Raw genomic sequence first — 17636 nt, forward strand, 5'->3', positions numbered from 1 at the left:
GAGAACGTAACCGCATCCGCCCGATTCGCACTAGACGAGGATCGGGTTTTGCTACATGCTATAGCGAAACCCTTCACAACCCGAAGCACCATCTACCCCTTGGAGGCACCATGTCTCGTCGCCGTTCCTGGCTGGGCGGAGCAGCGTTGCTCACCGTCGCCCTCATGACTGCCGGCTGCAGCAGCTCGCCCTCGACCCCCGACGGCCAGGCGCAGGAGGGCGGAACCCTGACCGTCGCCGCCGCGCAGGGCATCCCCCAGCTCAATCCAGCGATCCGCACCTTCGCCTGGGAGGAGGTGCTGTTCCCGCTGCTGTGGAACGGCCTGACCAAGACCGACGAATCCGGCGAGATCGTCGGTGACCTCGCCGAGAAGTGGGAGGTGTCCGACGATCAGAAGACCTGGACCTTCACCCTGCGCGACGGCGTCACGTTCTCGAACGGCGACCCGTTCACGGCGGACGACGCGGTGGCGTCCTTCGAGTACTACCTCGACCCCGAGACCGCGACCCAGGAGAAGAACAAGATCTCGATGGTCACTGATGTCACGGCATCCGATGAGAAGACCGTCGTGATCACCCTCTCGGAACCGATCGCCACGTTCGCGGCCGGCATCGTCTGGGTGAAGATGCTGGATGTCGACGCGCTCGACACCATCGACAAGGAGCCGATCGGCACCGGCCCGTACGTCGTCGACAAGTTCACCCCGGATGACAGCCTGACGCTGGTGCCCAACACCGAGTACTTCGGCGAAGCGCCGGCGCTCGACGAGATCACGATCGTCAAGGCGGCCGAGTCCACGGCTGCCGTCACCGGTCTGCGCTCCGGCGACCTCGACGTGCTGTGGTCGGTGCCGCAGGGCGACGTCGCCGGGCTCGAAGGTGGCGGCGACATCGCGCTCGTGACCCCCGACAACCCCAGTCAGTGGCCCTCGTGGGAGGTCGACACCCAGTCGGCCCCGTTCGACGACGTCCGTGCGCGGCAGGCTCTCGCCTACGCGACCGACCGGGAGGCCATCCTCGAGGCCGCGTACTACGGGCAGGGCACCGTCTCGCCCACGAACAACGCGCTCGGCGAGGTCAACCCCTGGTTCGGCGGCGACCTGACCGACTACTCCTACGACCTCGACAAGGCCAAGGAGCTGTTCGCCGAGGCGGGCGTCACCGAGGGCAGCACGCTCACCTGGTGGGGCATCGCCGGCCAGTACCCGGAGTGGAACACGAGTGGTGAGATCCTCCAGGCGAGCCTGAAGGAGATCGGCATCACGCTGAAGATCGACAACAACGACATCGGCACCTGGGTCGACTCGTTCTACCCGGCAGGTAAGAGCTTCCCCGGCTACATCGTGCCGAACTTCCAGTCCACGCCGCCCGAGCCCGCGTACTCGCTGAACTTCTACCTCGAGGGTCGATGCGAATGCAACTGGGTCGATCCCGACTTCCAGCAGGCGTTCGCGGATGCCGTCGCCGAGCCTGACGAGACCGCCCGCGCCGAGAAGTGGGGCACCGTGCAGACCATCATCAACGAGCAGGTCCCGCTGATCGTGCCGCTGCAGTCCACCGTGGTCACGGCGACCAGCACCAAGGTCGACGGCGTGTGGGTCGAGGGCGGCGGACAGCTGCACCTCGAGAACGCGCAACTGAAGGGCTGACGTGGCCCTGTCCATCCTTCGGCGGGTGGCGATCAGCATCGCGATGCTGATCGCCACCTCGCTCCTCGTCTTCGTGGTGCTCCGGCTGCTGCCGGGCGACCCCGTCATCACCCGACTCGGTTCGACACCGGGCGTCGACGCCGAGATGCTGCAGCGCCTCCGCGAGGAGGCCGGTCTCGATGCCCCGATCATCGAGCAGTACCTGCGCTGGATCGGCGGAGTCTTCACGGGTGACTTCGGCCAGTCGTACTTCAATCAGTACTCGGTGTCCGAACTCATCGCGCAGCGGTTCCCCGCCACGATCGAGCTCACCCTCATCGGCATCCTGCTCGCGGTGCTGATCGCGACCCCCGCCGCGGTGATCGCGTCGTTGCGTCCGCTCGGTGTCGTCGACCGCATCCTCACGGCGATCTCGACCGCGGGCATGGCGCTGCCGCAGTTCCTGATCGGCATCGTGCTGATCGTGGTGTTCGCGGTGCAGCTCAAGGTGCTGCCCGCGCGCGGCTACACGCCGTTCAGCGAGGACCCGGGCGACAACCTCGTGCGCATGATCCTGCCGGCCCTGACACTCGCCTTCGCCGCGGCGCCGCTCCTCATGCGCTTCCTGCGTGCATCCATGGTCGAGGTGCTCGATGCCTCGTACATCCGCACGGCGAAAGGCAAGGGACAGTCCGCGAGCGGCGTCGTGCTCGGTCACGCGCTGCGCAACGCGCTGATCCCCGGACTCACCATGCTCGGCCTCATCGTCGGCTACACGCTCGGCGGTGTCGTGATCGTCGAGTACGTGTTCGGAGTACCCGGGCTGGGGTCGCTCGCGATCGACGCCGTGTTCAAGCGCGACTACGCGGTGCTGCAGTCGGTGGTGCTGCTGATCTCGGCGATGTTCATCCTCACCACGCTCATCGTCGACCTCCTCTACGGAGTGCTCGACCCGCGTCTTCGTGCAAGGAGCAGCCGTGGCTGACACCCTCACTCTCGCGCTGCGGTCGACGCGGCCGCGCCGCCGGCTCGCACTCGCCTCCTGGATCCCGCTGGCTCTGCTGGCGCTCATCGTGCTGGCGTGCGTGCTTGCGCCGATCATCGCGCCGTTCGATCCGTCCGCCCAGTCATCCGACCGCTTCGCCGGTCCCTCGGCAGTGCATCTGTTCGGCACGGATGAGCTCGGGCGCGATCTGTTCAGCCGCGTGCTCTACGGCGGGCAGCTGACGATCTTCATCGCGGGAGGAGCCACGCTGGTCGCGATGGTGCTCGGCATCGCGTGGGGCATGACCGCGGCGTTCGCCCGCGGTCTCTGGGACGAGATCCTGATGCGGCTCGCGGACACGGTCATGGCGATCCCGCAGATCCTGTTCGCGCTCGTGTTCATCTCGGCGTTCGGTGCAGATCCGGTCAAGCTGGCCGTGATCATCGGCATCCTGCTCACCCCGACGACCGCGCGACTGGTGCGATCCTCAGTGCTCAGTGAGCTGCAGGAGGACTACTTCACGGCGGCGATCGCCTTCGGATCGAAGCGCAGCCGACTGCTGTTCGCAGAAGTGCTCCCGAACGCGCGAGGACCGATCGTGGTGCAGGCCGCCATCAACGCCGCCAACGCGATCCTGCTCGAGGCCTCGATGAGCTTCGTCGGTCTGGGCATCGCTCCGCCGGAGGCGACCTGGGGAACGCTCGTTCAGCAGGGCTACCAGAAGATGTACCAGTCGATCGGGTACGTGCTCTTCCCCGCGCTCTTCATCTTCGTGACCATCTGGCTGCTCAACGTGCTCGCCGACCAGTTCGGCGGCGATCGGAAGGGGAAGGGACGATGACCGATGTCTCGCCCGTCCTGCAGGTGCAGGACCTCACCGTCTCCTACGGCGACGCGATGCCGGTCAAGGGCATCAGCTTCTCCGTGCGCCCGGGGGAGCGGATCGGCCTGGTCGGCGAGTCCGGGTCGGGCAAGTCGCTCACGGCGCTGTCGATCATGCGGCTCAACGACGGCGCGACGCTCGGCGGCAGCATCCGTCTGCGCGATCGGGAGCTGCTCACCCTCACCAAGCGAGAGATGACGCGCGTGCGCGGCGGCGAGATCGCGATGGTCTATCAGGACCCGATGTCGTCGCTCAATCCGGTGCGCACGATCGGGCACCAGCTCGTCGAGGCGATCCGTCTGCACGACCGGGTCTCGAAGGAGGCGGCACGGGCAAGGGCGGTCGAACTGCTCACAGAGGTCGGCGTGCCGCTGCCAGAGGAGCGCCTGGCGCAGTACCCCCACGAGTTCTCCGGTGGCATGCGGCAGCGCGTGATGATCGCGATGGCGATGTCGTCGCGCCCTGCGGTGCTGATCGCGGATGAACCGACCACGGCGTTGGACGTCACGACCCAGTCGCGCATCATCGACCTGCTCGACAAGCTGGCGGACGAGCACGGCACCGCCGTGATCCTGATCACGCACGATCTGGGCGTGGCGGCCGGCTTCTGCGAGCGCATCCACGTGATGCGCCATGGACGTGTGATCGAAGAGGCGCCCGTCGACACGCTCTACGCCGCGCCGGAGCATCCGTACACGAAGGCGCTGCTGGGGGCGGTGGTCGATCTCACGATCGACGTGCACCAGCCGATCCGCACCGCCGCCGAAGTGCTCGAGAGCGGTACCGAAGCGGTGACCGAGGCGGGGTCGATCAGCGCGATCGACCAGGCGCGCGAGAGCGGCGACGTGCTCGTCGACGTGGAGGGCCTGTCGAAGGTGTTCACGCTCGGCTCCGGGCGACGGGTCACGGCGGTCGACGACGTGTCGTTCCAGATCCGCCGCGGCGAGACCGTCGGGCTCGTGGGCGAGTCGGGGTCGGGCAAGTCGACCGTCTCGAAGGCGGTGCTCGCCCTCGGGGGGATCGACGCGGGAGCGGTGGTCTTCGACGGTCACCGCCCGCACGAGATGCGAGGCGAGGACCTGCGGCAGCTGCGGCGGCGGATGCAGATGGTGTTCCAGGACCCGTTCTCGGCGCTGAACCGGCGGCAGACGGTGGCGCAGATCATCGAGGCGCCGCTGCTCGCGCACGGCATCGGCACCCGCGCCACGCGCGCCGACAAGGTGCGTGAGGCGATGCACCGGGTGCGGCTGGACGAGGAGTTCACGCACCGGCTGCCCCGATCGATGTCGGGTGGGCAGTGCCAGCGCGTGTCGATCGCGCGCTCGCTCGTGCTCGAGCCGGAGTTCCTGGTGCTCGACGAGTCGGTCTCAGCTCTCGACGTGTCGATCCAGGCGCAGGTGCTCAATCTGCTGCGCGAGCTGCAGGCGGAGTTGGGTCTGACGTACCTCTTCATCAGCCATGACCTCGCCGTCATCCGATACATGTCGTCGACGGTCGCGGTGATGCAGCACGGGCGCATCGTCGAGATCGGCGCCCGCGACGCTCTGTTCGCGAATCCGCAGCACGAGTACACGCGCGGGTTGATGGCCGCGATCCCCGTGGCCGACCCCGTGCGCGAGCGTCGACGGCGTGCCGATGCGGCAGCGCTGTGGCACGCTCAGGGAGTGGGCACGGGCGTGATCCCGGCTGCATCCGCCGCGGGAAGGGGCGCCTGATGACATCCACCGCGATCGGCGACCGCATCCGCATCCCGCGCACCCGCGCGCGCATCGGCATCGCACGGCGAGACATCACTCCGCCTCTCGGCATCCGTGCCAAGAACTGGGGTCCGGCCGATTGGGAGCGCTCTGAGGGGGCGCATCGCCCGTTCGAGCTGACCGCCCTCGCGTTGACCTCCTCCGACGATCGCCCGCGGGTGCTGCTCGCGGTCGACGGCACCTGGTGGCGCCGCGTCGCCGATGAGCAGGGGGTGCGCGGGGCGATCCTCGCGGGTCTCGGGCTCGAGCCCGACCAGCTGATGCTCTCGCTCTCGCACACCCACGCCGGTGCCGTGCTGTGCGCGGCCGACGCGCACCTGCCGGGAGGGGAGCTCATCCCCGGATATCTCGAGGCGCTCGCCGTCGCCGGGATCGCGGCCGGGCGCGAGGCGCTCGACACCGCGCGCGATGGGCTGATCGAGTGGACGAGTGGTCGCTGCACGCTGGCGGCCGACCGTGAACTCGACGTCGACGGTCGCGCGCTGGTCGGCTACAACCCTTGGGGCACGGCGGATGACACCGTGACGATCGGCCGCATCAGTGTCGATGGCGTCGTGCGCGCCACGCTCGTGAACTACGCGTGCCACCCCACGACGCTCGCCTGGCAGAACCGCGAGGTCTCGCCGGACTACGTCGGGGCGATGCGCGAGATCGTCGAGTCGGCGACCGCAGCGCCGTGCCTGTTCGTGCAAGGTGCATCGGGCGAGCTCGCACCCCGCGAGCAGTACACGGGTGATGTCGGGGTCGCGGATCGCCACGGACGCTCCCTCGGGCACGCGGTGCTCGCGGCCCTCGACGCGCTGCCGGCGCCCGGTGACGAGCTGACGCTCGAGGGCGTCGTGGAGTCGGGTGCCCCGCTGGCGATCTGGGCGGGGCGATCGGTCGACGGCGGCGAGGGGGCCGCGGTGTCGTTGTCGAGCGTCGAGCTGCCGCTGCGCGATCTGCCCACGATGGACGAGCTCGCGGAGGAGTGGAAGGACATCGACCCCCGCTCGCGCGAGGAGCGGCTGGGGCGGGCCCGCAACCTGCGCGACGGGTACATCGAGGGTCCGACCGTGCAGCATCCGGTCTGGGTGTGGCGGCTGGGCGACGCGATCATCGTCGGGCACCCCGGCGAGGCGTACTCACTGCTGCAGACGACGCTGCGAGACCGGTTCCCCGAAACCCCGATCGTCGTGATGAACCTCACGAACGGGCCGGGTTTCGTGTACTTGCCGACGCGCGACGCCTATGACCGGGGGGCGTATCAGGCCTGGCAGACGCCGCTCGCACCCGGTGCGCTGGAGCTGCTCGTGAAGCACGCGGCTGCCGCGATCGCGGATGTGCTCGACCGATAAGCGCCTCGACCACTAAGCTTGCTATAGCAAATCTTCGCACCCATCCAGGAGACTCATGACCGCTCAGGCACCCGTCGCCATCATCACCGGAGGCTCCGCCGGCATCGGCTGGCAGATCGGCCAGCGCCTCGCCGCCGACGGCTACCTCGTGGTCGCCGCCGACCGTGTGCCCGGACTCACGGCGGGCGACAACCCGGCCGGCATCCTGTGGCGCGAGCTCGACGTCACCGACCACGCCGGCGTCGACCGGGTCTTCGGAGAGATCGAGGCCGAGCTCGGACCGATCGAGGTGCTCGTCAACAACGCCGGCATCCAGCGGCACCGCGGCATCGAGGACCTGAGCTGGGACGAATGGTCGGCCGTGGTCGACGTGAACCTGCACGGAGTCTTCTCCGCGCTGCAGGCCGCGGGCAAGCGGATGCTGGAGCGCGGCGAGGGTCGCATCGTGAACATCTCCTCGATCTCGGCACGAGGTTCAGCGGGGCGCGCCCCGTACTCCACGACCAAGGCCGCCGTGATCGGTCTGACCTCCACGGCCGGCGCCGAATGGGCGTCGCGGGGCGTCCGGGTCAACGCCGTCGCCCCCGGCTACATCGACACCGGCGTCTTCCGTCAGGGCGTCGAGCAGGGCACGCTGAGCCTCGACACGATCCTGTCGCGCATCCCCGCGCAGCGCCTGGGCGACGCGAGCGAGATCGCCGCGGCCGTCAGCTTCCTGGTGTCCGACCAGTCCCGCTACATGAACGGCCAGACGCTCTACGTCGACGGCGGATTCATGGTCGACTACGGCATCCCTCTCGCGAAGAAGCCCGAATGACCGAGATCACCCGCATCCGCACGGCCACCGCCGTGCTCCCGCTGCCCGCGCCGCTGCAGCTCGGGGCCATGACCGTCACGCGCCGCGAGTACAGCGCCGTGCAGGCATCCGATGCCGACGGCACGACCGGCGTCGCGTACTGCCTCTCGCGCGAGGCGCCGATGGCCGAGATCGTCGAACGCCTGGTCGCCGCGCATGCCCTCGGCGCGGATGCCGACGATCCGACCACGACCTGGGAGCGGATGCTGCGCGGCAGCGCGATCGTCGGACGCGTCGGCCTGGTGCGACGGGCGATCGGTCTGGTCGACATCGCGCTGTGGGACATCGCCACCCGCCGTGCGGGTGTGCCGCTGTGGCAGCTGCTCGGCACGGGCGATGCGCCGCGGGACTCGATGCTCGTCGCCGCCTACCCCTCGCCGAGTCGCCCCCCGCGCGAGGTCGCGGATGAGGTGCTCGCCCAGGCGGGCGGCTGGTCGCAGGTGAAGATCTCGCGGGCGGCGGATCCCGCGTACATGCGCGAGCTGATCGCGCTGCTGAACACCGAGCTCCCGGCGAGCACCGGGCTCGTGGTCGACGTCGGTTTCGGATGGCCGGATGCCGACACCGCACTCGCCGAGATCGCGCAGTGGGGCGACCCGCGGCTGGCGTGGCTCGAAGATCCGTTGCTCCCCGAAGACGCGGCGGGGTGCGCGCGCATCCGTCGGGAGTCCGGGCTCGCGGTCTCGGTCGGCGACGAGGTCACCGACCCGGCCGTGCTTCGTGCCCTCGTCGAGCAGGACGCCGTGGATGTGCTGCGCCTCGACGTCGTCGCGATCGGCGGCGTCACGCCGGCCCGCGAACTGATCGCATGGGCGGCCGACCGTGGCGTCCCGGTGTCCGGTCACGTCTACTCTGAGGTCACCGCACACCTCGGCATCGGGGTCGAGACCTTCGCCCGGGGTGTGAATCCCTACGATCCCGCCCCGTCGTTCATCGTCGGCGGTCCGACGTACGACGGTCGTGTCCGGCCGACGGATGCCGCCGGTCTCGGCTTCACGCTCGACCCCACCGTCTTCGACTTCGAGAGGGACTGAGATGACAGACTCCGCACGCAGCGTCGTGGTGACCGGCAGCGGCAAGGGCATCGGCCGTGCGGTCGCCGAACGGCTGACCGGCGACGGCTGGATCGTCGTCGGGCTCGAGCGCTCGACCGGCTCCGGAACCGTCGAGGACGGCATCGTGGCCGAGGTCGTGCTCGGCGACTCGGCCGACAGGGCCGCGCACCAGCGGGCCGCCGAGGCGGCGCAGGCGCGTGCGCCACTCGCCGGCTGGGTCAACAACGCCGGCATCACGAAGCGGACGCCGCTGCACGAGCTCGACGAAGACCTCGTGCGCGAGCTCGTCGGGATCAACGGCTTCGGCTACCTCTGGGGATGCTCGGCCGCCGTGACGGCGTTCCTCGACCAGGGCATCGCCGGGGCGATCGTGAACATCGGCTCGATCCACGGCCGCGCCAGCTCGATCGATCACGCCGCCTACGAGTTCACGAAGGGTGGCATCGACGCGCTCACCCGCAGCCTGGCCGTGACGTACGGCGGGCTCGGCATCCGCGCCAACACGGTCGCTCCCGGCGGCGTGCGCACGCCGCACCTGGAGGCGCAGATCGCCGCATCGGCCGACCCGGTGGCCGCGGAGCGCGCGCTCACCGAAGGGCCTCCGATGGGGCGCATCGCCCGCGCCGAAGAGGTCGCCGCGGTCACCTCGTTCCTGCTCTCCGACCAGGCGCCGTATCTGACCGGGCAGTCGATCGCGGTCGACGGCGCGTGGACGGCATCCTTCGGGGGCGTCGCGGTCGACCCGGCGCTGCGCGCGAGGTTCGACCGGGGCTGATCCGGCTCGCGCGTCCTGAAGGAGAAATCTCCGGATGAAGGCCGTTCTGTCCGGCGGGGTCCTTCATTCCGCGAGATCTCCTTCAGGGCACGAGGTCACGTCCGGAGGGGAGGGCGGCGCGCGATGCGAGACCGGGGAATCCGGTTCACCGCAGATACGCGTCGACGAGCAGCGCACCCCGGATGACCCGCAACTCGTCGATGATGCGGGCGATGCTCTTCGTGCCCACCGAGGACAGCGCCAGGTCATGCGGACCCAGCGGCTCGAGCTTCCCGGTACGGATCCGGATGACCTCCCACCCCGCGGCGCGGAGGGCGCGGTCCTTGCGCAGATCCGCGTCCTGCCGCTTCCCGACGTGCTCGAGGCCGTGCCGCCCGACGGTGTCGTACTCGAGCGCGATGCGCAGTTCCGGCAACACGATGTCGGGCCACACCTCGGTGTGACGGAAGAACGGTCTCGAGACCTTCACGGCGTTCACGGATGCATCGAACTCGATGAGGGCCACGAGGCCGGAGCGAAGGCGGCCCTCCGCCGCGGAAGCGGGACGCGGGGCGCATTCGCTCACGAACGCGGTCCCTGCCGGGACGTCCGGGGTCTTCGTGCAGAGTGCCGGCGCCGGGCGACGGGGCGTGCGCGGAAGCGGGCGCGCCTCCCCGAGGACGACCGGCTGCGGGCGGGCGAGCGCGGAGCATTCAGGGCACCACGCGGAGCGGCGCCGCACCTGTCCCGGACGCTCGCGCTGCTCCGTCGGAGTGGCGGCGAACCGATGGCCGGCCGTGCACTCCCAGCACAGGAGCACGTCGGCGGCGAGAGGGACCTGCGACAGGACGATGCCGTGGTTCAGCTCCGGATGGTACTGCCGGATCAGCTCCGGATACGCCGCCCAACCGGAGCGGTAGGTGCCCACGTCATACGGAACCGCGCGACCGCGGGAGAACTGCCGTCGCGCCCACCATTGCTTCACCGGTTCCGGCACGCGCCGACCATACCTGCCGTCACGGACACCGGTTCTCGACCGTCGATGCCGGGCCGGTGTCCCCGGTCCGTGCGACGATCCGCGTGTCGACGGGAGGACGGGATGCGCGGGGAAGCGACGGTGCTGCACGCCGACCTCGATGCGTTCTACGCGTCGGTGGAGCAGCGGGATGCGCCGGCGCTGCGCGGTCGACCCGTCATCGTGGGTGGTGGAGTCGTGCTGGCGGCGAGCTACGAGGCGAAGGCGCGCGGGGTGCGCACCGCCATGGGCGGTCGGCAGGCGCGGGAGCTCTGCCCCGATGCCGTCGTCGTGCCGCCGCGCATGGACGCGTACTCCGCCGCCAGCAAAGACGTGTTCGCCATCTTCCGCGACACCACCCCGCTCGTCGAGGGTCTTTCGATCGACGAGGCGTTCCTCGAGGTCGGGGGCCTCCGACGGATCGCCGGGTCCCCCGAGCAGATCGCCGCGCGGCTGCGCGAGCGCGTGCGGACGGAAGTGGGGCTCGCCATCTCGGTGGGAGTCGCGCGCACAAAATTCCTCGCGAAGGTCGCCAGCGCCGTGAGCAAGCCGGATGGCCTGCTGGTCGTGGAGCCGGCGCGCGAGGAGGAATTCCTGCTCCCGCTTCCGGTGGAGCGGCTGTGGGGCGTGGGGGCGGTGACGGCCGAGAAGCTGCACCGCTACGGCATCCGCACGGTCGGCGAGCTCGCCGAGTTGGAGGCCGCGACCGCCGAGCGGATGCTGGGCAAGGCGACGGGCGCTCACGTGCACGCCCTGGCCCGGCTGCGGGATCCGCGGCCGGTCGACACCACCCGGCGCCGTGGATCGATCGGGTCGCAGCGTGCCCTCGGCATCGGTCCCCGCTCTGCCGAGGAGCTCGACCTCATCCTCACGCGGATCGTCGACCGGCTCGCTCGACGCCTCCGCGATGGCGACCGCGTCTGCCGCACCGTCGTGCTGCGGTTGCGCTTCGGTGACTACTCGAAGGCCACCCGCTCCCGTTCGCTCCGTTCCTCGACCGATCGCACGGCCGTGTTGCTCACCATGGCCCGAGCCCTGCTCGCCGCCGCGCAGCCCGAGATCACGGCTCGTGGCATCACCCTGATCGGCATCTCCCTGTCGCACCTCGACCGCGTCGAAAGCGTGCAGCCCGAGCTGCCGATCGACTGGGGCGACGAGGCGCGCCTCGACACCGTGCTCGATACCCTGCGCGACCGCTACGGTGCGGCTTCGGTCGCGCGCGCGGCTCAACTGGGTCGCGACGAGGGCTGGTCCTCGCCGATCCTCCCCGAGCACGAGTGACGCGCCTCGGACGCGCACATTCTGAGGGAGAAAGCTCCGTATGAAGGCCGTTGTGCCCTGTGGGCTCCTTCATTCTGGGAGATCTCCCTCATTCCGAGAGATCTCCTTCATTCCGGGAGCTTCCCCGGAACCCGGGCGAAGCCGCCGCGGCTCAGGCCTTGAGCATGGAGGCGCGCGCGATGAGGCCGTCGACCACGTCGAAGGTCGCGATGGTCTCGGTCGCGACGCCGGCGTTGATGACCTGCTCCTGCGCCACGACCCACCGGCTGCCGAACAGCACGCTCGTCTCGATCACGCAGGAGAGTTCGGGGTTCTGCAGCCGCGGCTCATAGAACTCCCGGATCGCGGCCGTGCCCACCACGGGCTCCGCTGCGACTCCGGTGATCACGGCATCCGCGGCGTAGGTCGCGACGAAGGCGTCGAGGTCGTGCGCGTTGAAGGCGTCGAGCTGAGCCTGCACCGTGTCGAGGGCAGAACGGTCGCTGCGCTCAGTCAATGCGCACACCGCCGTTGACGTCGTAGGTGGCGCCGGTGATGAAGCCCGCACGCGGGGAGGCGAGCGAGGCGATGATCCAGGCGACGTCGGCGGGCTGTCCGAACGCGCCGAGCGGGATCGAGGCGGCGAGCTTCTCGCGGCGCTCGCCCTGCAGCTGGTCGGTGATCGCGCTCGCGACGGGTCCGGGGGTCACGGCGTTGACGCGGATGCCCTCGCTCGCGAGGTGCCGGGCGAAGCTGCGCGTGATCGCGAGCAGAGCCCCCTTGCTGGCCGCGTAGTGGATGCCGGTCTGCAGGGCGCCGACCTGGCCGGCGATCGAGGCGATGTTGACCACGGAGCGGTCGCCATCCGCGGCGCGCAGCAGGGGAAGCGCCGCGCGCGTGAGGAAGAACGTGCCGCGGGCGTTCGTCTCGAGCACGAAGTCCCACTCCTCGAGGTCGATGTCCTCGTACGCGGTGTACGGGCAGACTCCGCCGTTGTTGATGAGCACGTGCAGGGAGCCCCAGGCCGCGGTGATCTCGTCGATCAGGGCCGCGGTCGACTCCGGTTCGCGCAGGTCGAGACGCGAGACGTGCACCTCCGCGGCGCCGGCGGCCCGGCATTCCTCGGCGACGCGGGCGGCTTCCGTCTCGCGTCCGGTGTACGTGATCCAGAGGGCAGCGCCCTCGCGGGCGAGTTCGAGGGCGGCGGCCGTTCCGATACCGGAGCTGGCTCCCGTGAGGAGTACGCGACGAGCAGTCATGCGTCGATGCTATAGCAAATTGCGTCCGTGGGTGCGAGTCGAAACGCAGGCCATTCGTTCGCGGGCGGCGAGTCGACGAGAGGCGCGCCGCCCGCCGCATCCGTTCGTCTGGGTTTTGCCCCGGGTGACCCGCACGGCCAGCGCTGTACATCTCTTTGCTAGATGCTATAGCATCGCTCTCATGCCCGAGCCCTACATCCTCGTCAGCGACTGCGACCTGCCCGGAACCGTCATCGAAGACACCCTGCGGCAGGCTGGACTGCGCGCCGAGCGCGCCGCGTCGCCCTCGCTCGACGACCTCGCCGTGCTCGACGCCGACGCCGAGGGGCTCGTCGTCCAGTGGGCGCAGATCACCGGTGAGGTGATGGATCGCCTGCCGAACCTCCGCATCATCAGCCGCGTCGGCATCGGCTACGACATGGTCGATGTGGAGGCGGCGACGGCCCGCGGCATCGCGGTCGCGAACACCCCGAGCTACTGCATCGAGGAGGTCGCTGCGCACACCGTCGCCATGATCATGACGCAGGCACGCGGGCTCCCCGCCTACGACCGCGCGGTCCGCGCCGGCACCTGGAAGGCGGTCGATGCGCGCCCGCTCGCCGTGCGACCCTCGACCACGACCATCTCGGTCCTCGGCTTCGGCCGCATCGGATCGATCGTCGCCCGCGGATGTCGGGCGCTGGGATTCCGTGTGCTCGTCGCCGATCCGTACGCCTCCGCCGACGCCGTCCGCGATGCCGGATGCGAGCCGGTCGAGATCCCGGATGCCGTGGCGCAGGCCGACATCCTCACGCTGCACGTGCCGCTGACCGAGGCGACCAAACACCTGATCGATGCCGCGGCCTTGGCGACCATGAAGCAGGGCGCCGTGGTGGTGAACACCTGCCGCGGTCCGCTCATCGACGAGGAGGCGCTCGCCGCCTCCCTTCGCACCGGGCACCTGGGCGCCGCGGCGCTGGACGTCTTCGCGGGCGAGCCCCTCGCTGCCGACTCCCCGCTGCGCGACCTCGACGAGGTGCTGCTCACTCCCCACGCGGCCTGGTACTCGCCTGAGGCGCTGGCCGATCTGCCCGTTCATGCGGCGCAGAACATCATCCGCTATCTGGCCGGCGAGTCCGTGCCGATCGTCAACCCGACCTACGCCGCCGCGCGCTGACTGAAGGATCTCTCATGGAACTCATGCGACTCGGAGCCGTCGGCGACGAGCATCCGTTCGTCCGCGACGAGGCGGGCACCGTCTACGACCTCGCGCCGGTGACCCGCGACATCGACGGGGCGTTCCTGGCGTCCGACGGCATCGCCCGGGTGCGTGACGCGCTGGAGCGCGGGGTGCTGCAGCCCGCCGATGTCGATGGCCTGCGCGTCGGGCCCCCGGTCGCGCGGCCCACCGCCGTGATCTGCATCGGCATGAACTACGCCGCCCACGCGGCCGAGTCCGGCTCGGAGCCGCCCGAGCATCCGGTGATCTTCTTCAAGCACCCCAACACGGTCGTCGGCCCGGACGACGTGGTGCTGCTGCCTCCCGGCGCCGAGAAGGTGGATTGGGAGGTGGAGCTGGCGATCGTGATCGGCAAGACCGCCCGGTATCTGCCGTCGCCGGATGCCGCGGATGACGTGATCGCCGGGTACACGATCTCGAACGACGTGTCGGAGCGTGCGTACCAGCTCGACGTCTCGGGCGGACAGTGGTCGAAGGGCAAGTGCTCCGAGACGTTCAACCCGCTCGGTCCGGTGCTGGTCCCGGCCGACGAGGTCGACCCGCAGGCGCTGCGCCTGCGATCGTTCGTCAACGGCGAGCCGCGGCAGGACTCCTCGACCGCCGACATGATCTTCTCGGTGCGGCAGATCGTGCACGAGCTCAGCCAGTACCTGGTGCTGGAGCCGGGCGACGTGATCAACACCGGAACCCCGCAGGGCGTCGCACTGTCCGGGCGCTTCCCGTACCTGCAGGACGGCGACGAGATGACGATCGAGATCGAGGGTCTCGGACGGCAGCAGCAGCGCACCGAACGGGTGCGTCTGGGCTGACCGAACCGGGACGGGCGGCGGCCTGTGCCCGTGTCACGGCTCCTTCGCTGGGTGTGCCGTGGCTCGGGCAGAGGCCGCCGCCGCGTTCGGTGCGTCGAGCGGGTGGAGTCAGCCGGCGAACGGCGTGACGGGGATGCCGTGAACCCCGGGCCGCACCGAGAACACCGATCCGGCCGGGGTGCCGTGGTCTGCGGGCAGCCCTTGCGCGGATGTCGTGATGTAGAGCGTGCCCAGGTCGTCGTCGCCGAAGGTGCATGCGCTCACCTGCGGCACGGGCAGCGCGATGGTCGCGACCAGCGCGCCCGAGGAGTCGTAGCCGTGCACGGCGCTGCCGCCCCAGAGGGCGACCCAGACGCTGCCGTCCGCGGCGACGGCGAGGCCGTCCGGCAACCCCTGCTCGTCGGGGATCCGCGCGAACACGCGCCGTCCCCGCAGCTCGCCCTCGGCCACGTCGAACACGTCGATGCGGTGCGAGAGGGTGTCGACGTAGTACGCGCGCTGCCCGTCCGGTGAGAAGCCGATGCCGTTGGAGATGGTCGTCCGTGGCAGCACGGTGGTCACGGCGAGATCGGTGTCGAGGCGCAGCACGATGCCGGCATCCGCTGTCGCGTCGTACGCCATGGAGCCGGCGAGCAGGCGGCCGCGCGGATCACAGCATCCGTCGTTCATGCGCACCCGCGGGTCGTCCAGCAGGGTCGAGACGGCGCGGAACTCCTCATCGACCGCATCCGCGAGATACAGCGTCCGCGCACCGACGGCCACCACGCCGCCGTTCGCGCGGGGGCGGGCGAAGGCCAGGTACTCGTCGTCGATGTGCTGCCGGGTCACGCCATCGGCGCGCAGCGTCAGCAGGTCGCCGGCGTCTCCGTCCACCCAGCGCAATCCGCCCCAGGCCGTCGACCACACGGGGGCCTCGGCGTGGTGCGCAACCGGGCCGGTGACGTTCTCCGGAGTCATGCGCGACTGCGCGCGACGTAGACGGTGTTCGACGACATCCCGCCCGTGACGGCGTTCTCGAAGTCGACCACATGCGCTGTGGCGTCATCGAACACGGCGTCCATCTCGACCATGAATTCCTGGTCGGGCGGATCGTCCGACCACAGTGCGAAGACCCCGCCGGTGGCGAGGTGCCGGTCGAGCGCGCGGAGCCCGGCGGCGTCGTAGAGGTCGGCGTGCGTCGGATCCAGCTGGTGGCGCGGCGAGTGATCGACGTCGAGCAGGATGGCCGAGTATCCGGGGTGCCCCTCGGCTGGTGCCGAGCGCACGAGTGCGAAGAAGTCGTCCTCCACCAGGCGCGTACGCGGGTCGTCGACGAGCTCCGCCGACACGGGCAGCAGCTTCCGCTCATGCCAGCCGATCACCGCGCCGAGCCGATCGACCACCGTGAGCGAGCTGACCCGCGCATCGCGCAGCGCGGCGACGGCGGTGTAGCCGAGCCCGAGGCCTCCCACCAGGACCGAGAGGTCGTCTCCGGACACCGCGGCGAGCCCCAGGTGCGAGAGTTCCTCCTCGGCCACCGTGAACAGGCTCGACATCAGGTACTCGTCGCCGAGCTTGACCTCGTAGATCTCCTGCCCGACGGCGGGCTCGGTGCGCCGACGCAGGGTGAGGTCGCCGATCGGGGTCGTCTGCCAGTCGAGTTCTTCGAACCGGGTGATCACTGCGGCATGCCTCCATCGTTCGCCCTGAGCGGGCGGTGGCGCGGGAAGATCCCGCGGCTGTCCTGGGCCTGTGTCTCAGGCCTGTCCGTCGCGGAAGCCCTGCCCGGTGCGGGGAGCCTGTTCGTTGCGGAGGGGGAGTGGGACCCGCTCGGGTTCCGTCGTGGTCGCTGCGGGGTCGGCGGATGCCGGGGGCACCGGGGGAGCGGCAGGCGCGGTGATCTCGCGGGCGACCTGCTTCTCGAGCACCGTGACGGCATCGTCGCTCAGCAGGATCAGGCCGTCGAGCTCTTCGCGCACGCGCTTGTACGCGACGTTGCGCTCAGCCTGTGTGGCGGACTCGTCGACAGCGACCTTCAGCAGCTGCTGCGCACGTTCGAGGCGCTTGCGCTCCGGCTCGGTGAAGGTCGAGTCGCGCAGGCGGCGGGCATCCTTCTCGGCGATCTCGAACGCCACGGCGTAGTCGCCGACCGCCTGCAGGTACTCGCCGACCTGCTGCTCGCTGATCTTGGCCTCCGCAGAGGCCGGGCGCAGCGCATCCGCCTTCTTCTTCGCCCGCAGGAACGCGGCGGTCAGCGGCTGGCGGCCGTCGCTCATGGCGGGGAACGCGATCAGCTTCGCCACATCGAGTTCGTAGTCGAGCCAGTGTGCCGTGATCTCGTCGTGCTCGGCGAACAGGCGCACGAGCAGATCGTTGGACGGGACGGATGCCGTGGTGTCGACGAACGTCGGTCCGCGCCGCTTCGCCTGCTGGGTCAGCGCTCGTGCCTCGATCTCGGCGGTCTTGAGCTGTGCCTTCATGCGGAGGGTCTCCAGGCGGCGCTCATGGCGGCGCTTCGAGTTGCGCTCCCACGCCTTCGCGGCACCGCCGGCCACGCCCATGATGGGGAAGATGACCCACCAGGGCACGGTGCTGAGCCATGCGAAGAACGGTTCCATGATGTGCTCAGCCTACTGCGGAGGTCCGCGGGTTCCGAGGGGTGATGCGCCTGCTCTCGCCTGCACGACCTCGCGGATCGCCTCCGCCCCGCCTCGTCCGGAGCCGATCTGTCGGCGCGGCGCGAGGCATCTCCACTGCTGTGCTCGTCCGCCCGCCGCATCGGCGGCGAATCTCCTCTTCCGCAATCGCTGGTCATTGATATAGTCAACGCAATTGACTTG

17 protein-coding genes are annotated in these 17636 nt (G+C 69.9%); 11 read left to right on the forward strand and 6 right to left on the reverse strand.

The genetic code is table 11. The annotated features are described in order from the left end of the window. Nucleotides 1-110: 110 nt before the first annotated feature. Genes FB560_RS17505 through FB560_RS17540 form a run of 8 tightly spaced genes read left to right on the forward strand, consistent with a single transcriptional unit; the run spans nucleotide 111 to nucleotide 9276 of the window. Nucleotides 111-1649: an ABC transporter substrate-binding protein gene (locus tag FB560_RS17505; RefSeq protein ID WP_141873954.1), complete on the forward strand. Its 1539-nt coding sequence runs from the start codon at nucleotides 111-113 to the stop codon at nucleotides 1647-1649. Nucleotides 1650-1674: 25 nt separating this feature from the next. Beyond that, nucleotides 1675-2613 carry an ABC transporter permease gene (locus FB560_RS17510; protein ID WP_211350004.1) on the forward strand — a complete coding sequence of 313 codons (939 nt, stop codon included), beginning with the start codon at nucleotides 1675-1677 and terminating at the stop codon, nucleotides 2611-2613. Continuing rightward, entirely contained in the window at nucleotides 2606-3454 is an 849-nt protein-coding gene (locus tag FB560_RS17515) for an ABC transporter permease (RefSeq protein WP_211350005.1), read from the forward strand. Before FB560_RS17510 ends, FB560_RS17515 begins: the two co-directional genes overlap by 8 nt. Next, nucleotides 3451-5211 (forward strand): ABC transporter ATP-binding protein, encoded by a 1761-nt coding sequence (locus FB560_RS17520; protein ID WP_211350006.1) that lies wholly within the window; start codon nucleotides 3451-3453, stop codon nucleotides 5209-5211. Before FB560_RS17515 ends, FB560_RS17520 begins: the two co-directional genes overlap by 4 nt. Next, nucleotides 5211-6590: a hypothetical protein gene (locus FB560_RS17525; RefSeq protein ID WP_141873960.1), complete on the forward strand. Its 1380-nt coding sequence runs from the start codon at nucleotides 5211-5213 to the stop codon at nucleotides 6588-6590. The genes FB560_RS17520 and FB560_RS17525 overlap by 1 nt, the downstream gene beginning before the upstream one ends. Nucleotides 6591-6645: 55 nt before the next feature. Continuing rightward, a complete protein-coding gene (locus tag FB560_RS17530) occupies nucleotides 6646-7407 on the forward strand; it encodes an SDR family NAD(P)-dependent oxidoreductase (RefSeq protein ID WP_141873962.1) in 762 nt (253 codons plus the stop codon). Beyond that, nucleotides 7404-8480: a mandelate racemase/muconate lactonizing enzyme family protein gene (locus FB560_RS17535; RefSeq protein ID WP_141873964.1), complete on the forward strand. Its 1077-nt coding sequence runs from the start codon at nucleotides 7404-7406 to the stop codon at nucleotides 8478-8480. Before FB560_RS17530 ends, FB560_RS17535 begins: the two co-directional genes overlap by 4 nt. Nucleotide 8481: 1 nt before the next feature. Continuing rightward, a complete protein-coding gene (locus FB560_RS17540) occupies nucleotides 8482-9276 on the forward strand; it encodes an SDR family NAD(P)-dependent oxidoreductase (protein ID WP_141873966.1) in 795 nt (264 codons plus the stop codon). A 145-nt stretch (nucleotides 9277-9421) separates the two neighbouring features. Here the strand turns inward: FB560_RS17540 and FB560_RS17545 are convergent, their stop codons facing one another. Next, nucleotides 9422-10252 (reverse strand): zinc-ribbon domain-containing protein, encoded by an 831-nt coding sequence (locus FB560_RS17545; protein WP_141873968.1) that lies wholly within the window; start codon nucleotides 10250-10252, stop codon nucleotides 9422-9424. A 102-nt stretch (nucleotides 10253-10354) separates the two neighbouring features. Here FB560_RS17545 and dinB point away from each other — a divergent pair, with 102 nt between their 5' ends. After that, complete coding sequence (gene dinB / locus FB560_RS17550) at nucleotides 10355-11551, forward strand: DNA polymerase IV (protein ID WP_141873970.1); 1197 nt, start codon at nucleotides 10355-10357, stop codon at nucleotides 11549-11551. A gap of 151 nt (nucleotides 11552-11702) precedes the next feature. On the opposite strand, the gene FB560_RS17555 is transcribed toward dinB, so the two are convergent. Both FB560_RS17555 and FB560_RS17560 read right to left on the reverse strand, forming a co-directional pair. After that, nucleotides 11703-12047 carry a nuclear transport factor 2 family protein gene (locus FB560_RS17555; RefSeq protein ID WP_141873972.1) on the reverse strand — a complete coding sequence of 115 codons (345 nt, stop codon included), beginning with the start codon at nucleotides 12045-12047 and terminating at the stop codon, nucleotides 11703-11705. After that, the gene (locus FB560_RS17560; RefSeq protein WP_141873974.1) at nucleotides 12040-12789 is read right to left on the reverse strand and encodes an SDR family NAD(P)-dependent oxidoreductase; all 750 of its coding nucleotides are present in this window, start codon (nucleotides 12787-12789) and stop codon (nucleotides 12040-12042) included. Before FB560_RS17560 ends, FB560_RS17555 begins: the two co-directional genes overlap by 8 nt. Before the next feature lie 181 nt (nucleotides 12790-12970). On the opposite strand from FB560_RS17560, the gene FB560_RS17565 reads away from it, so the two are divergent. Together FB560_RS17565 and FB560_RS17570 are read left to right on the forward strand one after the other, a co-directional pair. Next, complete coding sequence (locus FB560_RS17565; protein WP_141873976.1) at nucleotides 12971-13945, forward strand: C-terminal binding protein; 975 nt, start codon at nucleotides 12971-12973, stop codon at nucleotides 13943-13945. 14 nt (nucleotides 13946-13959) lie between these two features. Next, a complete protein-coding gene (locus FB560_RS17570; protein ID WP_141873978.1) occupies nucleotides 13960-14817 on the forward strand; it encodes a fumarylacetoacetate hydrolase family protein in 858 nt (285 codons plus the stop codon). A 108-nt stretch (nucleotides 14818-14925) separates the two neighbouring features. On the opposite strand, the gene FB560_RS17575 is transcribed toward FB560_RS17570, so the two are convergent. The 3 genes from FB560_RS17575 to FB560_RS17585 all read right to left on the reverse strand — a co-directional run bounded on the left by FB560_RS17575 (nucleotide 14926) and on the right by FB560_RS17585 (nucleotide 17414). After that, entirely contained in the window at nucleotides 14926-15774 is an 849-nt protein-coding gene (locus tag FB560_RS17575; RefSeq protein ID WP_141873980.1) for an SMP-30/gluconolactonase/LRE family protein, read from the reverse strand. Continuing rightward, nucleotides 15771-16478 carry a polyamine aminopropyltransferase gene (locus FB560_RS17580; protein WP_141873981.1) on the reverse strand — a complete coding sequence of 236 codons (708 nt, stop codon included), beginning with the start codon at nucleotides 16476-16478 and terminating at the stop codon, nucleotides 15771-15773. Before FB560_RS17580 ends, FB560_RS17575 begins: the two co-directional genes overlap by 4 nt. 75 nt (nucleotides 16479-16553) lie before the next feature. Next, complete coding sequence (locus FB560_RS17585; RefSeq protein ID WP_141873982.1) at nucleotides 16554-17414, reverse strand: hypothetical protein; 861 nt, start codon at nucleotides 17412-17414, stop codon at nucleotides 16554-16556. Nucleotides 17415-17636 lie beyond the last annotated feature (222 nt).

The sequence above is a fragment of the Microbacterium saperdae genome (assembly GCF_006716345.1).
Classification (GTDB): Bacteria; Actinomycetota; Actinomycetes; order Actinomycetales; family Microbacteriaceae; genus Microbacterium; species Microbacterium saperdae.